Source organism: Acinetobacter lwoffii, from assembly GCF_024129595.1.
In the GTDB taxonomy this organism is placed as follows: Bacteria; Pseudomonadota; Gammaproteobacteria; order Pseudomonadales; family Moraxellaceae; genus Acinetobacter; species Acinetobacter lwoffii_O.
Genome location: NZ_JAMXXS010000022.1, coordinates 1 through 20,251, shown reverse-complemented (window position 1 = coordinate 20,251; position 20,251 = coordinate 1). Strand labels below are relative to the sequence as shown.

Below are 20,251 nucleotides of genomic sequence, written 5' to 3'. Positions count from 1 at the left end.
TAATTAAAAAACCCACTTATCTAAAGTGGGTTTTTAGTCATGATTAAAACTTAGAGGATGGTTTTCAGGCGTCGAATAACCTCTTCACATTGCGCCAGATCGGCTACGAGTGCCAGACGTACATGATTTTCACCCGGATTACCTTGTTCGGTATCGCGGGATAAATAACGACCCGGAAGAACTTTAATATGTGCTTCTTCCATCAAATGTTTGGCAAAGGCTTCATCATTGTCGACTTTTAACCAGTAATAGAAACCTGCATCCGGTTTTTTGAGTGGCAGCAGATGACCGAGTTCTTTCTGGAATAAATCAAACTTGGCACGGTATTGCACCCGGTTTTCTTCCACATGTGCTTCATCATCCCAGGCAGCAATTGAAGCTAACTGGTGCTGAACCGGCATCGCTGCGCCGTGGTAAGTACGGTACTGCAAATAAGGTTTTAACAGGCTGGCATCACCGGCAACAAAACCTGAACGCATGCCCGGGAGGTTAGAACGTTTAGACAGTGAATGGAACACCACACAGTTTTTATAGTCATCCCGGCCAATTTCAGCACAAACTTCCAGTAAACCTACAGGTGCCTGATCAAACCACAGTTCCGAATAGCATTCGTCTGAAGCAATCACAAAGTTGTACTGATCCGACAGGGCAATCAGTTTTTTAAACTGTTCTTTGGACAGCACTGCACCTGTTGGATTGCCCGGGGTGCAGACAAATAGCAATGCTGTTTTTTCCCAGACTTCCGCCGGAACCGCATCAAAATCACCAAGGTAGTTATTTTCCTCAGTACAGTTGATGAAATAAGGTTTGGCGCCTGCGAGCAGTGTTGCACCTTCATAAATCTGATAAAACGGATTCGGCATCACCACATAAGGTGCCTCTTCACGATTTACCAAAGCCTGTACAAACGAGAAAATCGCTTCACGCGTACCAGAAACAGGCAGGATATTGCTGTCTGCACTGATGCTATTTAGCTTAAAACGGCGCGTCAGCCATTGAGCAATACTTTCGCGTAGCTCAGGCAAGCCTTTACTGTTTGGATAGGTCGATAAATGTTTAAAGTTATCGATAATCGCTTGTTTCACAAACTCCGGTGCAGGATGCTTTGGTTCACCAATCGACAGGGGAATTAAGGGCATATTTGCAGGCTGGATATCCGCAAAAAGCTGATTTAACTTTTCAAACGGATAAGGATGCAGTAGAGACAAGCTAGAGTTCATGAATAAGTAACCGCGTTTTAATGTGAGTGTTGATGTTGACTACAAACCTGATGAGAAGCTTCATCCAGCGCAGTTTTAAGTGCAGCTGCAAATTCAGCAGATTCTTCAGGTGTCATAGGGTTGCCATCTTTTTTGGTGACAAAAAATATGTCTTCGGCACGTTCGCCAAGTGTAGCAATTTTGGCAGAGTGGATATCCAGGCCTTGCATCATAAATAAACCACCGATTTTGGCAAGTAAACCAGGATGATCGAGAGTGGCAATTTCAACCATATTCTGATTCAAGGCAGGATTGATACTGATATCGACTGTATTTTCAATATCGAAATGACGTAATTGACGTGGAATCCGGCGCTGCATCAAGCCAGGATATTCATCTGAATGACTCAAGGCATCTTTTAGGGCTTCAATCACTGTGGCTTCGCGTTCCGGATCGGTCAATAAGGTACCAAAACGGTCCAGTACCACATAGGTATCCAGACTGAAGGCTTTAGTCGCTGTAATAATCCGTGCGTCTTGTACATCCAGATTCATACGATCCAGAATAGCCACGGTGGTGGCAAACAGGTTGGGTTGATCCTGCGTATAAATAAAGATCTGTACCGCATCCTGCGCATATTTACGGTGCGCCCGCATCAGCACCAGTGGGGCAGGATTATCGCCGTGTTGTAAAATGGCACGGGTATGCCAGGCAATTTCATCTGCTGTTTCTTTGAGGAAATAGTCATCACCAAGTTCCTGCCAGACTTTTTCTACCTCATCCAGTGAGAAGTCCTGAACCAGAAGTTCACTGGCTGCAAATTTAGTATCTTCAATCAGCATTTGATAATCAACCGGACGGCCCAGACCAGAACGGATTACGTCACGTGCCTGAGTATATAGTTGACGCATCAGCGAAGCGCGCCAGGTATTCCACAGCTTCGGATTGGTGGCGTTAATATCGGCGACTGTCAGGGTGTATAAATAATCCAGATGTTCCATGTCACCCATTTTTTCGGCGAATTCTTTGACCACATCCGGATCGGAAATATCTTTTTTCTGGGCAGTCACCGACATCATCAGATGATTTTGGATCAGCCAGGCCACCAGATTACTTTCGCGTTCAGTAAAGCCATGGCTACGGCAGAATTTAATCGCGTCGCTGGCACCGAGTTCACTGTGGTCACCGCCACGACCTTTAGCAATATCATGGAAAATTGCTGCCAGATAGACGATGTCACGACGGGTCAGACGCTGAAACACTGAACTGACCACCGGAAATTCCTTGGCAAATTCAGGTTCTTTAAAGCGGTTTAAATTACGCAGCAGCAATAAGGTATGTGCATCGACCGTATAGATATGGAACAGGTCATATTGCATCAGTCCCAGAATCTGTCCAAAGGCCGGGATGTAATTTCCAAGCACACCATAACGCTTCATCGCGACCATAGTATCGTAGAGTCGATGCGGTGAACGGATAATCGCCATAAATAGCGCCTGATGCACCGGATTATCACGAAAATCCTGATCAATGCGTTTTCCAGCCAGGGTCAGCAGGCGTAAAGTACGCGCACGAATACCTTCGATCTCAGGACGATTGGCTAGTAAATAGAAAATTTCCAGAATTGCGTTTGGATTTTCCGAGAAAATCTTGTGATGCTGCACAGCCAGTTTGCCATCGACCAGTTTAAAGTTCTGGTTGATTTCTTCGATCTGGCGTTCATATTGCGGTAAACGTGGCGTAATGACCGATTCATTAAAATAGGCCAGCAGCATTTCGTTCAGCGTAGACACTTGCTGTGCACTGCGATAATAGCGCTTCATGAACTGTTCAATTGGGTAGTTCGGATGATGCGCCTCTTCACGTACATAGCCAAATTTGGCAGCAATATCACGCTGATAATCGAACAATAAGCGGTTTTCATCGCGCTTGGTCAGGCGGTGCAGGTGATGACGGATTTCCCAGAGGAAACTTTCGGCTTCCTCAAGCACACCGAGTTCAAATTCTGAAATAAAACCGAGATGTACCAGATCATAAATGCGATTGACGCGGAAATGCCGTTTGGCAATCCAGCCAATCTGGTTGATATCACGGATGCCACCCGGCGCATTTTTAATATCCGGTTCCAGATTGCTTTCGGTATTGTTGTGCTGAGCATAGCGTTTATGCTGCTCATCCATCTTGGCATCAAAAAAAGTTTTGTCAGTCCAGGTACGTGACACGATACGACGTGGCCATCTACACAGGTTTTCATTGCCAATAATCAGGCGGGCTTCGATCAGGGTGGTGGCGACGGTCAGATCACTGCTGGCCTGATTGACACATTCATTGATGGTGCGGACACTGATACCGGGTTTGAAATTCCCCACGTCCCAAAGCGATGAAATGAATGTAGAAATCAGTTGTTCCTGTTCCGGGTTAATCTCGTCTTCTGACAAGATCATGATGTCGACATCAGAATAAGGCAGCATTTCACGACGGCCATAGCCCCCGACCGCAAACAGGGCCAAATCGGTTTGATCCAGTTCGGCATGCTGCCAGAGAAACTGCAATGCTTCATCAATCAGGTTGGAACGCGCCAGAATAATATCCCGAATCGACTGTCCATTTTCAAAACTTTCCTGAAGCTGATTTTCGACATCACTGCGCCATTGATTGATGGCTTTAATGTCATGGTTGCTTTTAGCGTAATTCAGCAGTGGATGGGTGTTGATCATGTACAGTCGTCCGTTGGTATTTCAGCTTAGTTTTGGTTGACGCTAACTTGGTTAGCGACCTGTAGGGCCAGTTCACGTGCCTGTTCAATAGTTTCTGCACGTGCCGTGGCAACGCCCATACGGCGACGTTTAAAACCTTCTGGTTTGCCAAACAGGTGCAAATCGGTATTGCCGTCTGCTAAAGCAAGATTCAGGCCAGAAAATGAAAGATTACGGCCATCTACTCCAGCATAAATTACCGCACTGGCAGCCACACTATGTCGTGCAGTATTCACCGGCAAGCCTAAAATAGCACGTGCATGCAGCTCAAATTCACTTTGAAATTGGGAGGCTAAAGTCACCAGTCCAGTATCGTGTGGACGTGGGGAAACCTCACTAAACCATACTTTGTCGCCTTTTACAAAGAGTTCTACACCAAAGATTCCGCAGCCACCAAGTGCTGTAGTGACCTTGTTGGCAATGCGCTTGGATTCTTCCAGCGCGGCTGGAGTCATCGGTTGAGGCTGCCAGCTTTCCACATAATCACCTGAGTCCTGACGATGTCCGATCGGGTCGCAATAAGACGTTTCGATTTCGCCGGTTTCTGGATTTTTTGCACGAACAGTCAATAAGGTAATTTCAAAATCAAAGTCAATTTGTGATTCTACAATCACAGTACCCTGATTGACCCGGCCACCGGTTTGCGCATATTCCCAGGCAGCATCGACTTCATCAAAACGGGTAACACGAGACTGACCTTTGCCTGAAGATGACATCACCGGTTTCACAAAGTTTGGATAGCCGACATCGTCACAGGCCGCGCGGAAGGATTCTAAACTGTCGGCAAAACGGTAAGCTGAAGTTGGCAGACCGAGTTCTTCCGCAGCCAGACGACGAATACCTTCACGGTTCATGGTCAGATTGACGGCTTTAGCAGAAGGAATGACTGTAGCAATGTTCTGGGCTTCTATTTCAAGCAGAACTTCGGTCGCAATCGCTTCAATTTCAGGAACAATTAAATGTGGCTGGATTTGATTGATGAGTTGTTTGAGTTCTACAGCATCTGCCATATTCAAGGTATAGGAATAATGCGCAACCTGCATGGCAGGGGCATGATCATAACGGTCAGCAGCATGAACTTCGACTCCAAGGCGTTGTAGTGAAATCACCACTTCCTTGCCCAGTTCACCAGAACCCAATAATAGAACTTTATAGGCAGAAGATTGAAGGGGAGTACCAATAGTCACGCTCATGTGGATCATCCATGCTTGATTTTATGGACTTTTAGCATAGCAGAACTGAGCCGACAGTTAAGCCAAGATTCATACAAAATTGTGATATTGACCAACAGTTTTATTTATAAAGTTTTTCTAGATTTTAATAAGGAGGCGCTGTCATTTTCACATCGCTGTCAGACTGCGTTTGCAGAAGATAAATCTCGCTTTGAGACTTGAGCTTTTCTATTTGTGCAACTTGTTCAGTATTGATATTTAGCATCTTTAACAGACGTAATGTACGAACATGCAGGAAATACGCATAGGGCAATACAAAAGGCAGTACAAAGCACAGCAAAAATAACAGTAGCCCAAAAACTGTGAATTAAATGCAGTCTCGCAAGATGGTGGTGAGCTGGAACTGATCTACTGAAAAGGCGGTAGCTGAAAAAAGAATAAAAAGGAGCGCAAATAAACCAGCAAAAATTTTTAGAGTATTCGGCAGGACACGATGTCTGAAGCTCCATTTACCCAAAATCAATGTCAAAGGATGAAGATGCAGCACGTATTGGCTCTGATTAAGCATAGCAATAATTTGATGGGTGCTATTCTTTTTAATATAAACCACCCGAACTTGATCTGCTGGTTGAGCATGTATTTCGACAAAATGTCCGGTAAAATTTTGAGCATTGATAAAACATTCAAAATATTGTGCCGGCACTTCATGTCGATGGAATACGGTTAACATTTCATCGCGCCGATGATGAATAAAGATTTTGCCTTCAATCACCTGTTTGACCTCAAACATGCGCCTCCTTCCTTGTTTTTATTGTTATATAAAAAAGACCTATACTATGAGTTTAGCATAAGTCTTTGTTTCGATTGATCAACGAGTTAAAGCTTAAAAGGGTACTGGAACATAGGTGTAAACCAGGCCATAGGTGAGCGCTGCGGTCAGTGTCGCCATCACAATACGTTTAAACTTAAAGTACAAAACCGTGAGCACAATAAAGCCAACCAGCATCGCAAAACTTTTATTCGGCGTTTCTAATAAAGGTGGCAGGGTAGCAACTACCAACATGGAGCTGATCGCAGCGATGCCAATTGAACCCAAGGCAATTTTTAGCCACAACGCTCCGCGTTTTTGCGAACCTTGCTGAAATTTTTGAATGACAAAAAAAGGACCAAAGCGCGAGGCAAAATTGGCAATCCCGACTAAAATCCCGACCAGAATAATCTCTAGATTCATGCTTGATCTCCTGCGTGTTCAGGATCTGGCTGTTTCAAAATATAGTGCTTGAACAGGCCTGCGAAAATACCAGAACTTATACCGATAAAGATCGCGGCAGACAGGTCGATAAAATAACAGGCAATCGCAGACACCAGAATTGTGACAGCTACAACAAAAGTATGTTTTTTCTCAAAAGCGGCTAACAAGAAGCTCAGGAACAGCGCAGGTAACAAGAAATCCAGCGCAGCCTGTAAGAATTGCGGCAGGTTGCTGACCTGATCGGCAAACAATCCACCGAGGAAAGATCCGAGTGCCCAGGACATCCAGCTAAACAGGCTTAAACCGAGCATCCAGGATTCTGACCATTCCTGTCGCCGTTGCGAGAGCTTGATCATGCCGGAGGCAAAAACTTCATCGGTCAAACCCCAAGACCAGATTGCCGTTTTCTTTAAATTCAGCCGGTCTTGAATCAGATTTTGTAACGCAGGGCCATAAAGCAGATGACGAATGTCTAAGGCAATCACGGTTAATGCCGTCATCCAGATAGATGTTCCACTACCTAAGAGCGCGACCACCAGGAACTGGCTGGCACCTGCATACATCGAGCAGGACAGGAACAGTGCTTCCCAGGCGGTAAAGCCAAACTGAGTGGCTGAAACACCAAAAGCAAACGACACTGGTAAATAAGTGAAGATAATCGCTTGGCTATCTTTTGCACCTTGCCAGAAGCCAGCAGGTTGCGTAGCGAGTTGATTCGGTTCAGACACGACACACCTTGAAGGAGAGTTGAACGATGGGTCAAATGAAGATTGTGTATTCTACGTGAATTTAATAGCATAGTGCCGAAATGTTTAAATTGGCGAGCCTGATATGTGGATGTTCAAGACACGCACGATACTGACTGCTGCTTTAATAAGCACGGCAATGTTGTTGCAAGCGTGTGGGAATGACAGTCAATCGACTGATAAGCCAGAAATTAAACCGGCACCTAAACTAAGCAATGATGCGACGGCTTATGCCAATGCCGCATGGCAGTTGATCAATGAAGTAGATCCACTGGTCTATAATAAAGAAGTGGATCAGCTGGAAACACAGGTACGTCAACCGGCACGTAAATTGAGTACAGACTGGCGTATTAATGTCAAAATGACCGATTCGGTGACCGAAGGCAAATATGCCCTGTGTCGTAAAGCTTTGACCAGTCTGGAAATCTGGGCGCGGACGACCATGGAAAATGGTAATAGTCTGCAACAAAAACAGGCAGATTATGAGCGGGATAAACTGCAATGTCAGAATGCCATTGCCCATCCCGCACTCGGAAATACTGATCCTAAGCAAAAAGGTACTGCAATTGCCAATATGCAATAAACCTTTGTCCATTTAAATGTACCTATAAAAAGCCAGTCATTCAGACTGGCTTTTTTAGCAAAATAAACTTTAAAAATAGGGCATCCACACATGTTCTAATAAAAGCACCATTACACCGCAGATCAGGAGTGTGCTACCAATCATGCGTTGAATCAATGTACGTGTAGACATGGTCGATTTCCTCAAAGATTTAAAGCGCGTTCAACGCTTCCAGATAACGACGATTTACTTCTTTCCAGTTCACGACATTGAAAAAAGCTGAGATATATTCCGGACGACGGTTTTGATATTGTAAATAATAGGCATGTTCCCAGACATCCAGACCTAAAAGGGGAATATTGCCATTCATCAGTGGAGAATCCTGATTGGCGCTACTTTCTACAATAAGCGTTTGATCTGGCGCCATACTTAACCAGGCCCAACCACTACCAAAACGGCTAAGCGCTGCTTGGGTAAACGCTTCTTTAAATGCCTCGAATCCTCCTAATTCATGTTCAATAGCCTTGGCAATTTCATTTTCAGGATGACCACCGCCGTCTGGACTCATCACAGTCCAGAACAGGGAATGATTGGCATGTCCACCAGCATTATTAATCACGTTCTGTCTGAGTTGCTCGGGCACTTCATTGAATTTGCTAATTAAGGCTTCGACCGATAAATCTTCCCATTCTGTACCCGCTATTCCTGCATTGATATTATTGATATAAGTTTGATGATGCTTGCTATGATGAATTTCCATGGTCTTGCTATCGATATGAGGCTCTAGCGCATCATAAGCATAAGGTAGTGCAGGCAAGGTGTAGCTCATTGGCAGGATTCCTTGGGAAGAATGGAGTTAGGTTATTTTTCATTAGATTTAAGATACGCTCTAATTTAATATTTATATATGAGAATAGTTATCATTATTGTTGATATGTGTTGATCTTATGCGCTTCCAGAAAGCCTGTTATACGTATGAATCCTCTTTTTATAAGCAATAAAAAAACCCCAAGAAGGGGCTTTTTTTAACAGCAATGACTTAAACGTTAAAACGGAAGTGTAAAACATCGCCATCCTGAACGATGTAAGTTTTACCTTCTAGACGCCATTTGCCTGCTTCTTTCGCACCGGCTTCGCCGTTGTACTGCACGAAATCATCATAAGCGATACATTCTGCACGGATAAAGCCTTTTTCAAAGTCGGTATGAATCACGCCTGCTGCCTGTGGTGCAGTTGCGCCAACTTTTACGGTCCAGGCACGAACTTCTTGCACGCCCGCGGTGAAGTAAGTTTGTAGGCCCAGTAATGAATAACCTGCACGAATTACAACGTTTAAACCCGGTTCTTCCATGCCCATTGCTTCAAGGAATTCAGCACGGTCTTCATCTTCAAGCAATGAAATTTCAGCTTCAATCTGGTTGCAAAGTGGAACCACAATCGCATTTTCTTCAGCGGCTAATTTTCTGACTGCATCTAAATGCGGGTTGTTTTCAAAACCGTCTTCAGCAACGTTGGCAATATACATCGTTGGTTTAAGCGTCATTAAACCAAAGCCACGTACCAGCTTGCGTTCGTCATCATCTAGGTCCGCTGCGCGAGCCGGTTTACCTTCATCCAGTAAAGGCTGGATTTTTTCCAATACAGCTTTAGTGGCAAGCGCTTCTTTGTCGCCACCCTTGGCAGATTTTGTCAAACGCGTAATCGCTTTGGCTACAGCGTCCAAGTCTGCAAGCGCAAGTTCGGTATTAATCGTAGCGATGTCATCTAGTGGATCAATACGACCATTCACATGAATGACGTTTTCATCTTCAAAACAACGCACAACGTGAGCAATTGCATCAGTTTCACGAATGTTGGCCAGAAACTGGTTACCCAAGCCTTCGCCCTTAGAAGCACCCGCTACCAGACCTGCGATGTCTACAAATTCCATAGAAGTCGGAATAACACGTTGCGGTTTAACAATTGCAGTCAATTTGTCTAAACGTGGATCAGGAACCGGTACAATCCCGGTGTTTGGTTCGATCGTACAGAAAGGGAAGTTTTCTGCAGCAATAGCAGCTTTGGTTAAGGCATTGAAAAGTGTAGATTTACCAACGTTCGGCAAGCCGACAATACCGCAATTAAAACCCATGAAATAACTCACAAAAGCGTTATATAAAAATTGCTCCCGATTTTACATGAAAGCACAGCTAAAGTCAGGTCATGCGCTTGTGGTTTATTGCAATCAAATGCTTCTGACGACCTAAAATGACTCGCTGAGCTTTCCGGGATGTATCGTGAGTCCACCAACCATAGAGGAATAATCAGCCAGTATTTTACTTTTGAATAAAAATCACATTGTTTTTCTAAAAGTGAGTGACTAAAGTATCTGAATAAAACGGCGGCCTACACGCCCTGATCCAATAACGATAAACATGGAGCATACATGCGAACTTTATACCAGTTTCCTTTATCTCACTTTTGCGAAAAAGCACGTTGGATGCTGGACCATAAAGAGTTGTATTATGTTGCTCATAATCTGATACCCGGGGTACACCGCGCTTTTGCCCGCCTGAAAACAGGACAGAATCGTCTGCCTATTTTGCGTGATCAGGACCGATGGATCGCAGATTCCACCCAGATTGCTCTGTATTTGGATGATACTTATCCAGAACATCGTTTACTGCACGCAGAAGGGTATTTTCGAAATAAAGCTTTAGAAATTAATGAAATTACTTTGGAATTGGGTCGTCATGTCCGTCGCTGGATGCTCTCTCAAGCACTGACTTCTGATCATGAATCTCTGGATATTTTAATTGGTGAGCAGGGTTATCTGCGCCAGTTTGAAAAATTTTCTAAACCTTTATTGAAAGCGATGGTGGCCAAGGGTTATGCATTGAATGAGGAAACTGTGGCGGAATCCAAACAGCATATTGATGTTGCGGTACAGCAGCTCAATCAGATGCTGGTCAGCCAAGGTGGGCATTATTTTGTCGGAAATCGTTTAGGTCTGGCGGATATTGCAGTCTGTTCCATGTTGGCACCGCTTCTGGCGATTCCAGGTACGCCATGGGAAAAAGAAAATTTCGAAACCTTGTCCGAAGAATATCGCGACTATCAGCAGTATTTGAATGAGCTTCCACTGGGTGAATATATTTGTCGTATTTACCGAACCGAACGCAATGCACGGGTAGACTGGCGTGGTATATAAGTTTAAATGCTACTTTCAAAATTAAAAAACGCGCATGAAGCGCGTTTTTTTGATGAGATTATGATTAACCCCAAGGATTAGTCTGGTCGATATCAATATTTTTAGTAAAATTATTGAGGAGTGAACCAAAATCAAATCCGGATGAAGACCCGCCACTGCCAATATTCTGAATCGTATCTTTAATGCCCGGCAGGAGAGCAGACAGGTCAATATTGGAATCAGTCGTACCCACACCTTGGACAAGATCACCGAGGTCAGGCAATTCAATCGAAGAGCCACTACCAACCAACTGACCAACACCTTCGGCAATACTGCCTAAGTCAAAGCCGTTTGAAGCAGAGGAAATATCTTCGATCATACCACCCAGATCCAGATCGCTGCCGAGATTCAGATTACCCAATAACCCACCTAAGTCTATGCCATTTGAACCATTCGCGATTAGACCGCTCAGTAAGTCAGTGAAGCCACCGACATCAAAACCACCTGTTGCATTTCCGCCTACAAAGCCGCTAATTAAATCGGTAATAGCACCAAGATCAAAATCACCACCTGCATTGCCACCGATTAAGCCACCCACCAGACCTGCAATTGCTCCAGTATCTATATCACCTAAACCGTCAGAACCACCGATCAGACTACCGACCAATTCAGCAATTTGTGCGATATCAATTTCACCATTACCGCCAATCAGGTTGCCGACCAGACCTGCGATGGCACCAATATCTACACCGCCCAATCCGCCAGAACCGCCGATCAGGCCACTAACCAGTTGAGCGATTTGCGCAATATCAATCTCGCCATTGCCACCGATTAAGCCACCCACCAGACCTGCAATTGCTCCAATATCTATATCACCTAAACCGCCAGAACCACCGATCAGACCACCGACCAATTCAGCAATTTGTGCGATATCAATCTCGCCATTACCACCAATCAGGTTGCTGACCAGACCTGCGATGGCACCAATGTCTACGTCACCTAAACCGCCAGACCCACCAATCAGACCACCAATGAGCTGAGCGATTTGTGCAATATCAATTTCGCCATTACCGCCAATCAGGTTGCTGACCAGACCTGCGATCGCACCAATGTCTACACCACCCAATCCGCTAGAACCACCAATCAGACCACCAACGAGCTGAGCAATTTGCGCGATATCAATCTCACCATTCCCGCCAATCAGGTTGCCGACCAGACCCGCAATCGCACCAATATCAATATTACTTGAACCGCCGATCAGGCCATCGACCAGTTGAGAAATTTTACCAATATCAATATTGCCTGTACTGCCGCCCAATAAGCCGCCCACCAGTTTAGAAATAGCCTCAAGATCCAGGCTGATGCTATTGCTCCCCATTAAGCTCTTTAATAAGTTGGTGACCTGGGTAATATTAAAGCTACCGCCATTGGATTGGGTTAAGCTACTGATCAGGCTTTGAATATTTAAACTTGAGGCATTCGAACCAGAAAACTGAGTTAATAAATTGCTGAGATTTGTCGTACTCAGGCTGCTTCCAGAAAGGAGATTATTTAATAATGAGCTGACTGAAGGTTGAGTATTGGATCCGGTGAGATTGCCAATAAGATTGGTGAGGGTACCTGATGTCGTTCCACCGAATAAGCCGCCCAGTAAGCTCTTCGTTTGGGTTTCGACGGTTAAAACAGGACTCACTTTTGTTTTTATCAAGCTTAAAAGTTTAGAAGCCATGACCGTTCCTTGTGTAATATTTTTGAAATGCGCTATTTTTGTTTTTAAAGCGCCTTTGTTTTAATCTATTTCTATACACTTGTAAAAGATGGACGGTTAAGTCGTGTGGGGGTTGACAGGAATAGCTTATCTGTTGCTTCGCTCATTCAATTTAAATAATTTAAAAAATAAAGATTTAATTAAAAATACCATTGATCATATTTTTAATTAATGCGATTAACGGTCATTTAAACCATCCTGAAAACCGTATTTATAAAATGAGCTCCCATTTGGAAAAAAATTTCAGAATATGAAAATTTTGTGAAAAATAAATAAATATTGTATAACAGAGATGGCGCAAAATTTTCTGCATCTATTGATTATTGATATAAGAGTATAAAAATGGAACTGGATCGTTTCGATAAACATATTCTAGAAATATTGACCCATGAAGATGTCAATCTGAATGAACTGTCCGAGCGGGTGAATTTATCTGTCAGTTCGGTGCATCGCAGGATCAAACACTTAATCGATCATAATATTATCAGTGGCTTAAAACGTGAAATTAATTACCAAAAATTAGGTTTCAGTCTGCATGTGCTGTTGCAGGTATCCTTAAGCAAACATGATAGCGATACTTTTGCTAAATTTCTGGAAGAACTGGAAAGTATTCCCGAAGTGATTAATGCCTTTTTGGTCACCGGTCAGTCTGCGGACTTTATTGTCGAAGTTGTGGCAAGGGATATGGAAAATTATAGTGAAATCCTGCTCAAGCGGATTGGAAAAATTGAGCACGTGGTTGCACTGCATTCCAGCTTTGTCATTAAAGAATATAATGTCTTTAACTGTAGCGGATTACTCAATAAAGTCTAATCAAAGACGAGGGTGGTCGACAGCCATAAAAAACGCACCCTAAGGTGCGTTTTTTGAATCAGAAATATTTAAGCATCAAGTTCTGCTAAAACTGCATCTGAGAATTCAACGTTGGTATATACGTTCTGGACATCATCTAGATCTTCAAGCATATCAATCATTTTCATGATTTTTTTTGCTTGATCGATGTCTGTGATTTCTGCTTTGGTTGAAGGACTCATCACTACTTCAGCATTGTCAGATTTTAAACCTGCAGCAGTTAAAGCATCTTGAACTTCACCGAAGGCTTCAGGTGTGGTAATGACTAGGATATCATCTTCAGTGACTTCGATGTCTTCAGCACCTGCTTCTAATGCCACTTCCATGATTTGATCTTCCAAAGACACATCTTCAAAAGTGATCTCACCACGTTTAGTGAACAGGAATGCCACCGAACCGTTGGTGCCTAAGTTACCATCAGTTTTAGAGAAGCAATGACGTACGTCAGGCACAGTACGGTTCAAGTTGTCAGTCATGGTTTCAACAATAACCGCAACACCACCTACACCATAACCTTCGTAGGTCACTTCTTTCAGGTCGTCGTTATCTTCGCCACCAGCACCACGTTGAATGGCACGGTTGATCACGTCACGTGTCATATTCACTGATAATGCTTTTTCAACCACAGCACGTAGACGAGGGTTGCTTGCAGTATCTGGACCACCAAGCTTTGCAGCAGTGGTTAATTCACGAATGTATTTGGTAAAAACTTTACCACGACTTGCATCTTGTTTTGCTTTGCGATGCTTAATATTGGCCCACTTGGAATGACCCGCCATGCGAACTATGCTCCTTGTAGATTGGCTGTATGCCTATCAGAATGCCGAAATTCTACCATAAGCGTTTTTTTAAAAAAAAGTGTCTGGATTTGAGATTTCAGGATAAAAACAAAAAAAGTGCAATATCGAGGAAAAATAGAAAGAGGATAGGGGAATTTATAATTCTATTTATACATTTATATGGACAGATGACTTGGACATAAACAGCAGAATCGCTGATTATGTCCGTGCTTTTCTTTTTAAAAAGCTTATTCTGGAATAACGATATCCAGACCAACCTTGTCTTTATATAGTTGCTTGATCAAAGCCAGGTCATGCGCAAGATCTGTCGGATAAATCTTGCCGAGAATACCGCCTTGCTTGGTTTTGGAATTGGCATATAATAGCACGATCGGTACATTGGCAGCCTTGGCAATATGCCAGAAACCGGTACGGATCGGTTTGCGTGCTTCACCTTGTTTAGCACGTGTTGCTTCGGGTGCAATGACCAGATTGAACTTTTCATTGTTCTGAAAATGTTCCACCATCTGGGTCACGATATCTTTACTGGCCTTGCGGTCAACCGGAATACCACCCACAGCGTTCAATAATGGCTTGAAGGGTCCTTTAAATAATTCTTTTTTGATCAAGGTATGTACCTTGAGATCATAGATCTGGAACAGGGCAATTGACAGTACCGCATCCATCATTGAGGTATGTTCGAATCCAATAATGACCTGTTTGTCTTCAAGCACATCTGGTTCGACATGATATTGCCAACCTGCAAGTTTAAATGCAGATTCGCCAAGGAATTTGTTTAGCATAAGTACGGAGAAGTAAAAGCTGTATGTAGAGAACTGCATAATTTCATCTTGTTCGCCCATACAGTCAATAGGCTTTCCAATAAAATCAGCGAATAATGTAAAAATCTATGATTTATTCATCTTTTTAAGCTGCAAGATTAAGAGTTAATATATATAAATAAAACAATATTAAGATCTTAAAAATATCATTAGATACAAAAAAAGTCTTAAAATGATGAGAAAATGACTATCCAGAGCACACTTTAGTTATTAGACTTTTGTCGAAGAAGAAGACTGATACAGGTCTTTTCTATTTTCTTATTCTTTCTACTCTGAGATTGAAAAGTATGACGTACATGACAGCCTTCGTAGTCTCCCTATTGATTTTTGCGCTTATAATTGTATGGTCTTTGATCGAAATTAAGCAGGATTTACATAAAGACGAAGAAATGAAGTCTGAATTCTAGTCATTCTATCTTCTTTAGTTCTAGGCTATTCCTTTAACATTACTGCCTGAGTAATAAAGAATTTTGATACCTTATAGATATACTAAGACCTTAAATCTATCAGTTTTACGCTTAGTAGACCGGATTAAATTCAAGATACAGGCTCATTTATCTTAAATGATGCAGCATGTATCTCATTTTTCTATATGCCTCCTATACTGAAGTCTTAAGTAACTGAATTTTGACTAAGACAAGTCGCCCATGATTGCTGCCTAAATGTTCAAGCAGTTATAAAAGCACTTGTCTTTCCAAAAAATCTTAGCTAGTATTCATGACGCCTGAACTTATTGATAAATAAAGTTTTCAGCATATAGGGCCTATAGCTCAGTTGGTTAGAGCAGCGGACTCATAATCCGTTGGTCGACAGTTCAAGTCTGTCTGGGCCCACCATATTTTATATTTATATAGCTTTATATAAGATCTAAACCCTTAATTCTAAAAGAGTTAAGGGTTTTTTATTGCTTTGTTTAACTTCATATAACTTCATATGGGAACGCGCTCTGTGTATCCTTGTTTGTATCCAGTTTTCAAATTATAACTCAGGGATACACAGTCGAAAAATTGAGGTTAAACCTGCAGTTATGCAAAATTTCAAAGATGATCTAGATACCTGTTCTGAAGAAAAAGGTCAGCAAAAAGTACGGCGCAAAAAAAGCCCAGAAGACCGTTTCAAAAATTTAAAACCACGCGATAAAGAATACAGGGAGCCTACAGAGATAGCAGGCCTATATTGTCGCGTTCAGCCGAATGGGAAAAAGTCTTGGCAGTATCGTTATAAGAATACGAAAGGCAAGTGGGGATGGGTTGGCTTAGGTAGCTATCCGAAGATTGGATATTTACAAGCTCGTGAAAAAGCTGAAAGAATGTCAAATGGAGATATTGAAGTAAAAACACAGGCCGAGCTTAATCAAATTAAAGTAGAGGAGGAGCAGGCTCTATTTTCACATCTTATCTATGAATGGCTTGATATTAAGAAAGATGAGTGGAAACCAGAGACTTTCAAGAAAGAGAAGCAATCAATTGAAAAGCATCTGATGCCAATTTTTGGCCATCGTCAATATAAAAAGATAACTCCAAAAGAATGGTTGGATTTCTTTAGAGATATACAGGCAACAAAAAGAATATACAATCGAGTTGAGAAGTTGGTCTCATGCTGTATAGGAGCTTATAATTTAGCAAAATTTAAGGGGACTATTGAATATAATCCACTAGAAAATATATACGAATTTTTAAGTAAAAAGAAGTCAGAAAATATGAAGCATGTATCTATTGATGAATTGCCTGAATTAATATTTACGATTAGAAATTATTCGTCACGATCAATAGCAATTGCCTTAGAATTAATGATACATATGCTACCACGACCTCAAGAAATGCGACTTGCAAAGTGGGAGCAGTTTAATTTCGAAGAAGCTGTATGGATAAGACCAGCCTCTATCATGAAAATGGAAATTGAGCATGCTATTCCTTTATCAAAGCAAGTTATTGCTCTTTTAAAAGAGCTCCGAAAAATTTCTAATAATAGTGATTATTTATTTCCAAGTCGTAATGATATCAATAGACCGATTTCTAATTTGACTTTTAATGCTGCATTAAATCGGTCGGGATATCGTGGTAGACAAAACCCTCATGGTTTTAGACATATCGGCAGTACTGCACTAAATGAACAATATAGTGAAAAATCGCAAGTCATTGAGACTGCATTATCTCATCTTAAGAAAGGCGTGAAAGGAGCATATGATAAGAGCGCACATTTAAAAGAAAGATATGAGATCATGCAATGGTGGAGTGACTATGTAGAATCTCTTCTAAAATAAGTTACTTATTAAAGATGCCCTCATTAAGGCAAGCCCCTCTGAAAATTAGTTGATAACCAACCTAAAGACCGCGAAACAATCACGGTCTTTTTTTTACATTTGCGTATGCTATCGTATAGTTGCATTTATCCTTTCAAGTGAGATTTCTTCATGGTTGATCTAAAAAAGAGCCTGTCCATTACTCAAGAACTGGCTTGATTGATAAAAGAGGATGTTCTTTAGAACTAATTAGTAAATTCTTCCCAAAACCATCGGCAATACAGCGGAATCCGCACAAGCCAAAGTCCATGATGCTACTTTATGACTATGACAAGGTTATACGGATTGAGAAAACTAAAGCGTTTCAAGAGGCTGCTAAAGATCATCCTCAATATCAGGCTATTCAAAAACAAATAAAAGAAGAAGAACAGAAGCGGAATTCTAAAGCCTTCTTTTTATAAAGATGATGGTAAAAGAGGGTAAAGGTTGCCTTTCAAATTGATACTTGAGATATGGGTATTGGTTCAATTTCTTAATTAGTAGGATCGCAGATAAATTTATCTGCAAAAAACTAATGAAGGCTTTAACAACAAAACCAACATAAACAATTGATGTGTTTAATATTGTCTCATCTATAAATATCCCCTCCAAAAAATCAACCAATTTTCGGAGAGGCTTGTTATTAAGGTGGCATTTTTTTTTGAGTTTTAGACGAAATTAATTTCTAAAAATTTACTTTTGGTAGGCTTTGACTGAGTTTAAAAATTCAGGAGTCCAAATTGGATTGTTTTAGAAAAACACGTCGTAGTGTTGTACGTGATACAGAAAGTCTTGATATTTCAGCTGTGCTGCCTCCCCGTCAAACGATTAAACCGTTGCGCCTTAAATATAACCAAGTTTGTGATCTATTAAATGTACGGCGTGATTGTTTGCGAAAAATAATCGATAGTGACGAGACGTTTCCAAAGGCTCAGAAATGTGGCACTACGCGTCAGTCCGCCGTCTATTTTGATACTGAAGAAATAGAAAACTGGTATCAAAAATCTAAAGAAAGATACAGAGATTAACGCTGATGAGAAGAAATTTTAAAAAGTTAAGAAAAGTATTAATCATGGCTAAAAAGAAAGGTAAATATCCAATTAATAAAAAATATTCGGTGGTAACCAAGCTATATCAGCCATATATCAATATGGAGGTAAACCAAATCGATATAGATGACATCATTTTCAATATTGATAAGAAAGCATTGATATTGGAAGATGGTTTTTGGCTGAAAATAGAGGGAAAGACTTATATCTTTGTTGGTAATACGGCGCTGTGCGTGTACGTGCATCTCAAATACGTCGGAATGGATCAGATACTTCAGCAACTCTATGGAAAGCGAGAGTTAACTGAAGAAGAGAAAGAAGAGTTACTCAAAATAAGGTATTCTTGAGTTGGGAATGACTAAGGCATAGGAATTCTATGCCTTTTTACTAACTTCTACAAAGTTCCCAATATGGAACTTAAAGCTTAAAAATAAATTATTAAGTACCTTTTTAGGGACTCAGGGAGGGTGCATGTTAAGTAAGTCAGATTCTCCTCGATATATTGCAGAAGAGTTTGGAAGAAGACTCAAAAGATTAAGATTAAATAAAAATTTGCGTCAAATTGATGTGGCTGCACATTCAGGTTTATCTCGTAAAATAATTCTGAATGCCGAAATTGGGAATGTGACGCTCGAAAATCTTATTCAAATTCTCTATACACTAAATGCCTTAGACGATTTGGATAGTTTTTTGCCAGAGCCACCTTTATCACCAATACAGCTTTTAAAACTAAAAGGAAAGGTGAGGCGGAAAGCTTCAAAATCAACGGCGATGAAAAAAGTAGATGAAAAAGATTTGGGTTGGTAAGGGATATTAAATATATTAATTTAACCTGAATCCTTCTTAATCCAATCATGTAGAAGAAATGTGCAAAATCGAACCTGGTCGTTGAAGACATAGGTTGTGCGGTAATTCCCTTATAGTTTTAACCACCTTTTATAGTCTATTTGGGGCTTAAGCTATGTTTAATATTGCAAAAGCGGTTCAAGAACGGGTGAAAGGATTTCGCCCTAGTCATGTATTTTCTGTGGACGAATTTAAAGAGCTTGGTAAGGCTGAGGTAGTTTATCAGGAGCTTCAGCGTTTAAATAAGCAAGGCGTGCTTAATCGCATTCAGCACGGTGTTTATTATAAACCTGAACCAAACCGTATGTTGAAGGAGCGATACCTGAGTCCTGATGTTTATGAAGTAGTTAAAGTGATTGCTGAGAAAAATAGTGAATTCATCCAGGTTCATGGAGGTATGGCCGCAAATCGTCTTGAATTAAGCACTCAGGTTCCAGTGATGTATGTGTTTTATACCTCAGGTAACTCTCGTGAATTTAAGATTGGTGGCACTCGGGTAAGATTGCTGCATACTAAAAATAGAAAATTTTTCCAACATACATTTGACAGCCGTGTGGGAATGGCCATATCAGCATTACTCTTTTTGGGAAAAGAGATTGTTGATTTGAATATGATTAAAAAGCTTGAGAAGAAGCTTACATCTGAAGAGTGGATATTACTTTATCAGTCCTCTTTGCCTGCATGGTTGCATAAGTTACTGGATGAGCAAAAGACAAAGTTCTACTTTATAAGCCAACCACTTTAAATAAAAGCCCTTAGCCTGTTAAGGCTAAAGGCTGTCTTCTCACTCAGGGTACTTAGATCATGTTAATTTAAAATATGGTTCATCTTTAAACCTCTTCCAATCTCCACCCAAATCCATTGAAACATTGAGTCCTAAAACTGCTTGAACCGTACCGGGTTTGTCGGAGACTTTTTTATTTAAGTTAGGCCACCTGACCTAACGGGTTAATCTTATCATAGTACATTGCTTCAAAC

The 20,251-nt window shown here is 41.5% G+C and carries 20 protein-coding genes and 1 tRNA gene; 10 read left to right on the top strand and 11 right to left on the bottom strand.

From position 1 onward, the window contains the following. Positions 1–50 precede the first annotated feature (50 nt). From dapC to NI466_RS10890, 6 genes are all read right to left on the bottom strand, one after another. The gene (gene dapC, locus NI466_RS10915; protein WP_086044656.1) at positions 51–1,220 is read right to left on the bottom strand and encodes a succinyldiaminopimelate transaminase; all 1,170 of its coding nucleotides are present in this window, start codon (positions 1,218–1,220) and stop codon (positions 51–53) included. Between the two features lie 17 nt (positions 1,221–1,237). Further along, positions 1,238–3,916 carry a [protein-PII] uridylyltransferase gene (gene glnD / locus NI466_RS10910; protein ID WP_253173557.1) on the bottom strand — a complete coding sequence of 893 codons (2,679 nt, stop codon included), beginning with the start codon at positions 3,914–3,916 and terminating at the stop codon, positions 1,238–1,240. Between the two features lie 26 nt (positions 3,917–3,942). Next, positions 3,943–5,157, bottom strand: a complete 1,215-nt coding sequence (gene purT, locus NI466_RS10905) for a formate-dependent phosphoribosylglycinamide formyltransferase (RefSeq protein WP_253173556.1) — start codon at positions 5,155–5,157, stop codon at positions 3,943–3,945. A 337-nt stretch (positions 5,158–5,494) separates the two neighbouring features. Further along, positions 5,495–5,899 (bottom strand): hypothetical protein, encoded by a 405-nt coding sequence (locus NI466_RS10900; RefSeq protein WP_253173555.1) that lies wholly within the window; start codon positions 5,897–5,899, stop codon positions 5,495–5,497. A gap of 111 nt (positions 5,900–6,010) precedes the next feature. Continuing rightward, positions 6,011–6,358 carry an L-valine transporter subunit YgaH gene (gene ygaH, locus NI466_RS10895; protein ID WP_004278941.1) on the bottom strand — a complete coding sequence of 116 codons (348 nt, stop codon included), beginning with the start codon at positions 6,356–6,358 and terminating at the stop codon, positions 6,011–6,013. Then, positions 6,355–7,107, bottom strand: coding sequence for an AzlC family ABC transporter permease (locus tag NI466_RS10890; RefSeq protein ID WP_004278940.1), 753 nt, complete (start codon positions 7,105–7,107; stop codon positions 6,355–6,357). Before NI466_RS10890 ends, ygaH begins: the two co-directional genes overlap by 4 nt. Positions 7,108–7,210: 103 nt before the next feature. On the opposite strand from NI466_RS10890, the gene NI466_RS10885 reads away from it, so the two are divergent. Then, the gene (locus NI466_RS10885; RefSeq protein ID WP_253173554.1) at positions 7,211–7,708 is read left to right on the top strand and encodes a hypothetical protein; all 498 of its coding nucleotides are present in this window, start codon (positions 7,211–7,213) and stop codon (positions 7,706–7,708) included. A 190-nt stretch (positions 7,709–7,898) separates the two neighbouring features. Here NI466_RS10885 and NI466_RS10880 read toward each other — a convergent pair whose 3' ends face one another. After that, positions 7,899–8,516 (bottom strand): superoxide dismutase, encoded by a 618-nt coding sequence (locus NI466_RS10880; RefSeq protein ID WP_253173553.1) that lies wholly within the window; start codon positions 8,514–8,516, stop codon positions 7,899–7,901. 210 nt (positions 8,517–8,726) lie between these two features. Then, positions 8,727–9,818, bottom strand: coding sequence for a redox-regulated ATPase YchF (ychF, locus tag NI466_RS10875; RefSeq protein ID WP_004645523.1), 1,092 nt, complete (start codon positions 9,816–9,818; stop codon positions 8,727–8,729). A 294-nt stretch (positions 9,819–10,112) separates the two neighbouring features. Here ychF and NI466_RS10870 point away from each other — a divergent pair, with 294 nt between their 5' ends. Continuing rightward, on the top strand, positions 10,113–10,877 hold the full coding sequence (locus NI466_RS10870; protein WP_219309031.1) for a glutathione S-transferase family protein: 765 nt from the start codon (positions 10,113–10,115) through the stop codon (positions 10,875–10,877). Positions 10,878–10,941: 64 nt separating this feature from the next. On the opposite strand, the gene NI466_RS10865 is transcribed toward NI466_RS10870, so the two are convergent. Then, the gene (locus NI466_RS10865; RefSeq protein WP_253173552.1) at positions 10,942–12,585 is read right to left on the bottom strand and encodes a hypothetical protein; all 1,644 of its coding nucleotides are present in this window, start codon (positions 12,583–12,585) and stop codon (positions 10,942–10,944) included. 381 nt (positions 12,586–12,966) lie between these two features. Here NI466_RS10865 and NI466_RS10860 point away from each other — a divergent pair, with 381 nt between their 5' ends. After that, positions 12,967–13,437: an Lrp/AsnC family transcriptional regulator gene (locus tag NI466_RS10860; protein WP_004645518.1), complete on the top strand. Its 471-nt coding sequence runs from the start codon at positions 12,967–12,969 to the stop codon at positions 13,435–13,437. 68 nt (positions 13,438–13,505) lie between these two features. Here the strand turns inward: NI466_RS10860 and NI466_RS10855 are convergent, their stop codons facing one another. Both NI466_RS10855 and NI466_RS10850 read right to left on the bottom strand, forming a co-directional pair. Continuing rightward, entirely contained in the window at positions 13,506–14,255 is a 750-nt protein-coding gene (locus NI466_RS10855) for a YebC/PmpR family DNA-binding transcriptional regulator (protein WP_004645516.1), read from the bottom strand. A gap of 248 nt (positions 14,256–14,503) precedes the next feature. Beyond that, positions 14,504–15,058, bottom strand: a complete 555-nt coding sequence (locus NI466_RS10850; RefSeq protein WP_004278932.1) for a 1-acyl-sn-glycerol-3-phosphate acyltransferase — start codon at positions 15,056–15,058, stop codon at positions 14,504–14,506. A gap of 798 nt (positions 15,059–15,856) precedes the next feature. Here NI466_RS10850 and NI466_RS10845 point away from each other — a divergent pair. The 7 genes from NI466_RS10845 (at position 15,857) to NI466_RS10815 (ending at position 20,018) form a co-directional block, all read left to right on the top strand. Then, a tRNA-Ile gene (locus NI466_RS10845) sits at positions 15,857–15,933 on the top strand. 191 nt (positions 15,934–16,124) lie between these two features. Further along, on the top strand, positions 16,125–17,360 hold the full coding sequence (locus NI466_RS10840) for a tyrosine-type recombinase/integrase (RefSeq protein WP_253173551.1): 1,236 nt from the start codon (positions 16,125–16,127) through the stop codon (positions 17,358–17,360). A gap of 194 nt (positions 17,361–17,554) precedes the next feature. After that, positions 17,555–17,800 (top strand): hypothetical protein, encoded by a 246-nt coding sequence (locus tag NI466_RS10835; protein ID WP_253173550.1) that lies wholly within the window; start codon positions 17,555–17,557, stop codon positions 17,798–17,800. Between the two features lie 318 nt (positions 17,801–18,118). Then, entirely contained in the window at positions 18,119–18,406 is a 288-nt protein-coding gene (locus NI466_RS10830; protein WP_253173549.1) for a hypothetical protein, read from the top strand. Between the two features lie 44 nt (positions 18,407–18,450). Continuing rightward, positions 18,451–18,774: a hypothetical protein gene (locus NI466_RS10825; protein WP_253173548.1), complete on the top strand. Its 324-nt coding sequence runs from the start codon at positions 18,451–18,453 to the stop codon at positions 18,772–18,774. Positions 18,775–18,898: 124 nt separating this feature from the next. Continuing rightward, entirely contained in the window at positions 18,899–19,234 is a 336-nt protein-coding gene (locus NI466_RS10820) for a helix-turn-helix domain-containing protein (RefSeq protein WP_045126489.1), read from the top strand. Between the two features lie 154 nt (positions 19,235–19,388). Beyond that, entirely contained in the window at positions 19,389–20,018 is a 630-nt protein-coding gene (locus tag NI466_RS10815) for a DUF6088 family protein (RefSeq protein WP_253173547.1), read from the top strand. Positions 20,019–20,251: the final 233 nt, after the last annotated feature.

Bases quoted from the DNA above. Each gene is read 5' to 3' on its own strand.
- ygaH (WP_004278941.1), bottom strand. From the start codon at position 6,358: ATGAATCTAGAGATTATTCTGGTCGGGATTTTAGTCGGGATTGCCAAT.
- ychF (WP_004645523.1), bottom strand. From the start codon at position 9,818: ATGGGTTTTAATTGCGGTATTGTCGGCTTGCCGAACGTTGGTAAATCT.
- NI466_RS10880 (WP_253173553.1), bottom strand. From the start codon at position 8,516: ATGAGCTACACCTTGCCTGCACTACCTTATGCTTATGATGCGCTAGAG.
- NI466_RS10840 (WP_253173551.1), top strand. From the start codon at position 16,125: ATGCAAAATTTCAAAGATGATCTAGATACCTGTTCTGAAGAAAAAGGT.
- NI466_RS10820 (WP_045126489.1), top strand. From the start codon at position 18,899: ATGTTAAGTAAGTCAGATTCTCCTCGATATATTGCAGAAGAGTTTGGA.
- NI466_RS10855 (WP_004645516.1), bottom strand. From the start codon at position 14,255: ATGGCGGGTCATTCCAAGTGGGCCAATATTAAGCATCGCAAAGCAAAA.
- NI466_RS10870 (WP_219309031.1), top strand. From the start codon at position 10,113: ATGCGAACTTTATACCAGTTTCCTTTATCTCACTTTTGCGAAAAAGCA.
- NI466_RS10860 (WP_004645518.1), top strand. From the start codon at position 12,967: ATGGAACTGGATCGTTTCGATAAACATATTCTAGAAATATTGACCCAT.
- NI466_RS10850 (WP_004278932.1), bottom strand. From the start codon at position 15,058: ATGCTAAACAAATTCCTTGGCGAATCTGCATTTAAACTTGCAGGTTGG.
- NI466_RS10825 (WP_253173548.1), top strand. From the start codon at position 18,451: ATGGCTAAAAAGAAAGGTAAATATCCAATTAATAAAAAATATTCGGTG.
- NI466_RS10865 (WP_253173552.1), bottom strand. From the start codon at position 12,585: ATGGCTTCTAAACTTTTAAGCTTGATAAAAACAAAAGTGAGTCCTGTT.
- purT (WP_253173556.1), bottom strand. From the start codon at position 5,157: ATGATCCACATGAGCGTGACTATTGGTACTCCCCTTCAATCTTCTGCC.
- glnD (WP_253173557.1), bottom strand. From the start codon at position 3,916: ATGATCAACACCCATCCACTGCTGAATTACGCTAAAAGCAACCATGAC.
- dapC (WP_086044656.1), bottom strand. From the start codon at position 1,220: ATGAACTCTAGCTTGTCTCTACTGCATCCTTATCCGTTTGAAAAGTTA.
- NI466_RS10815 (WP_253173547.1), top strand. From the start codon at position 19,389: ATGTTTAATATTGCAAAAGCGGTTCAAGAACGGGTGAAAGGATTTCGC.
- NI466_RS10885 (WP_253173554.1), top strand. From the start codon at position 7,211: ATGTGGATGTTCAAGACACGCACGATACTGACTGCTGCTTTAATAAGC.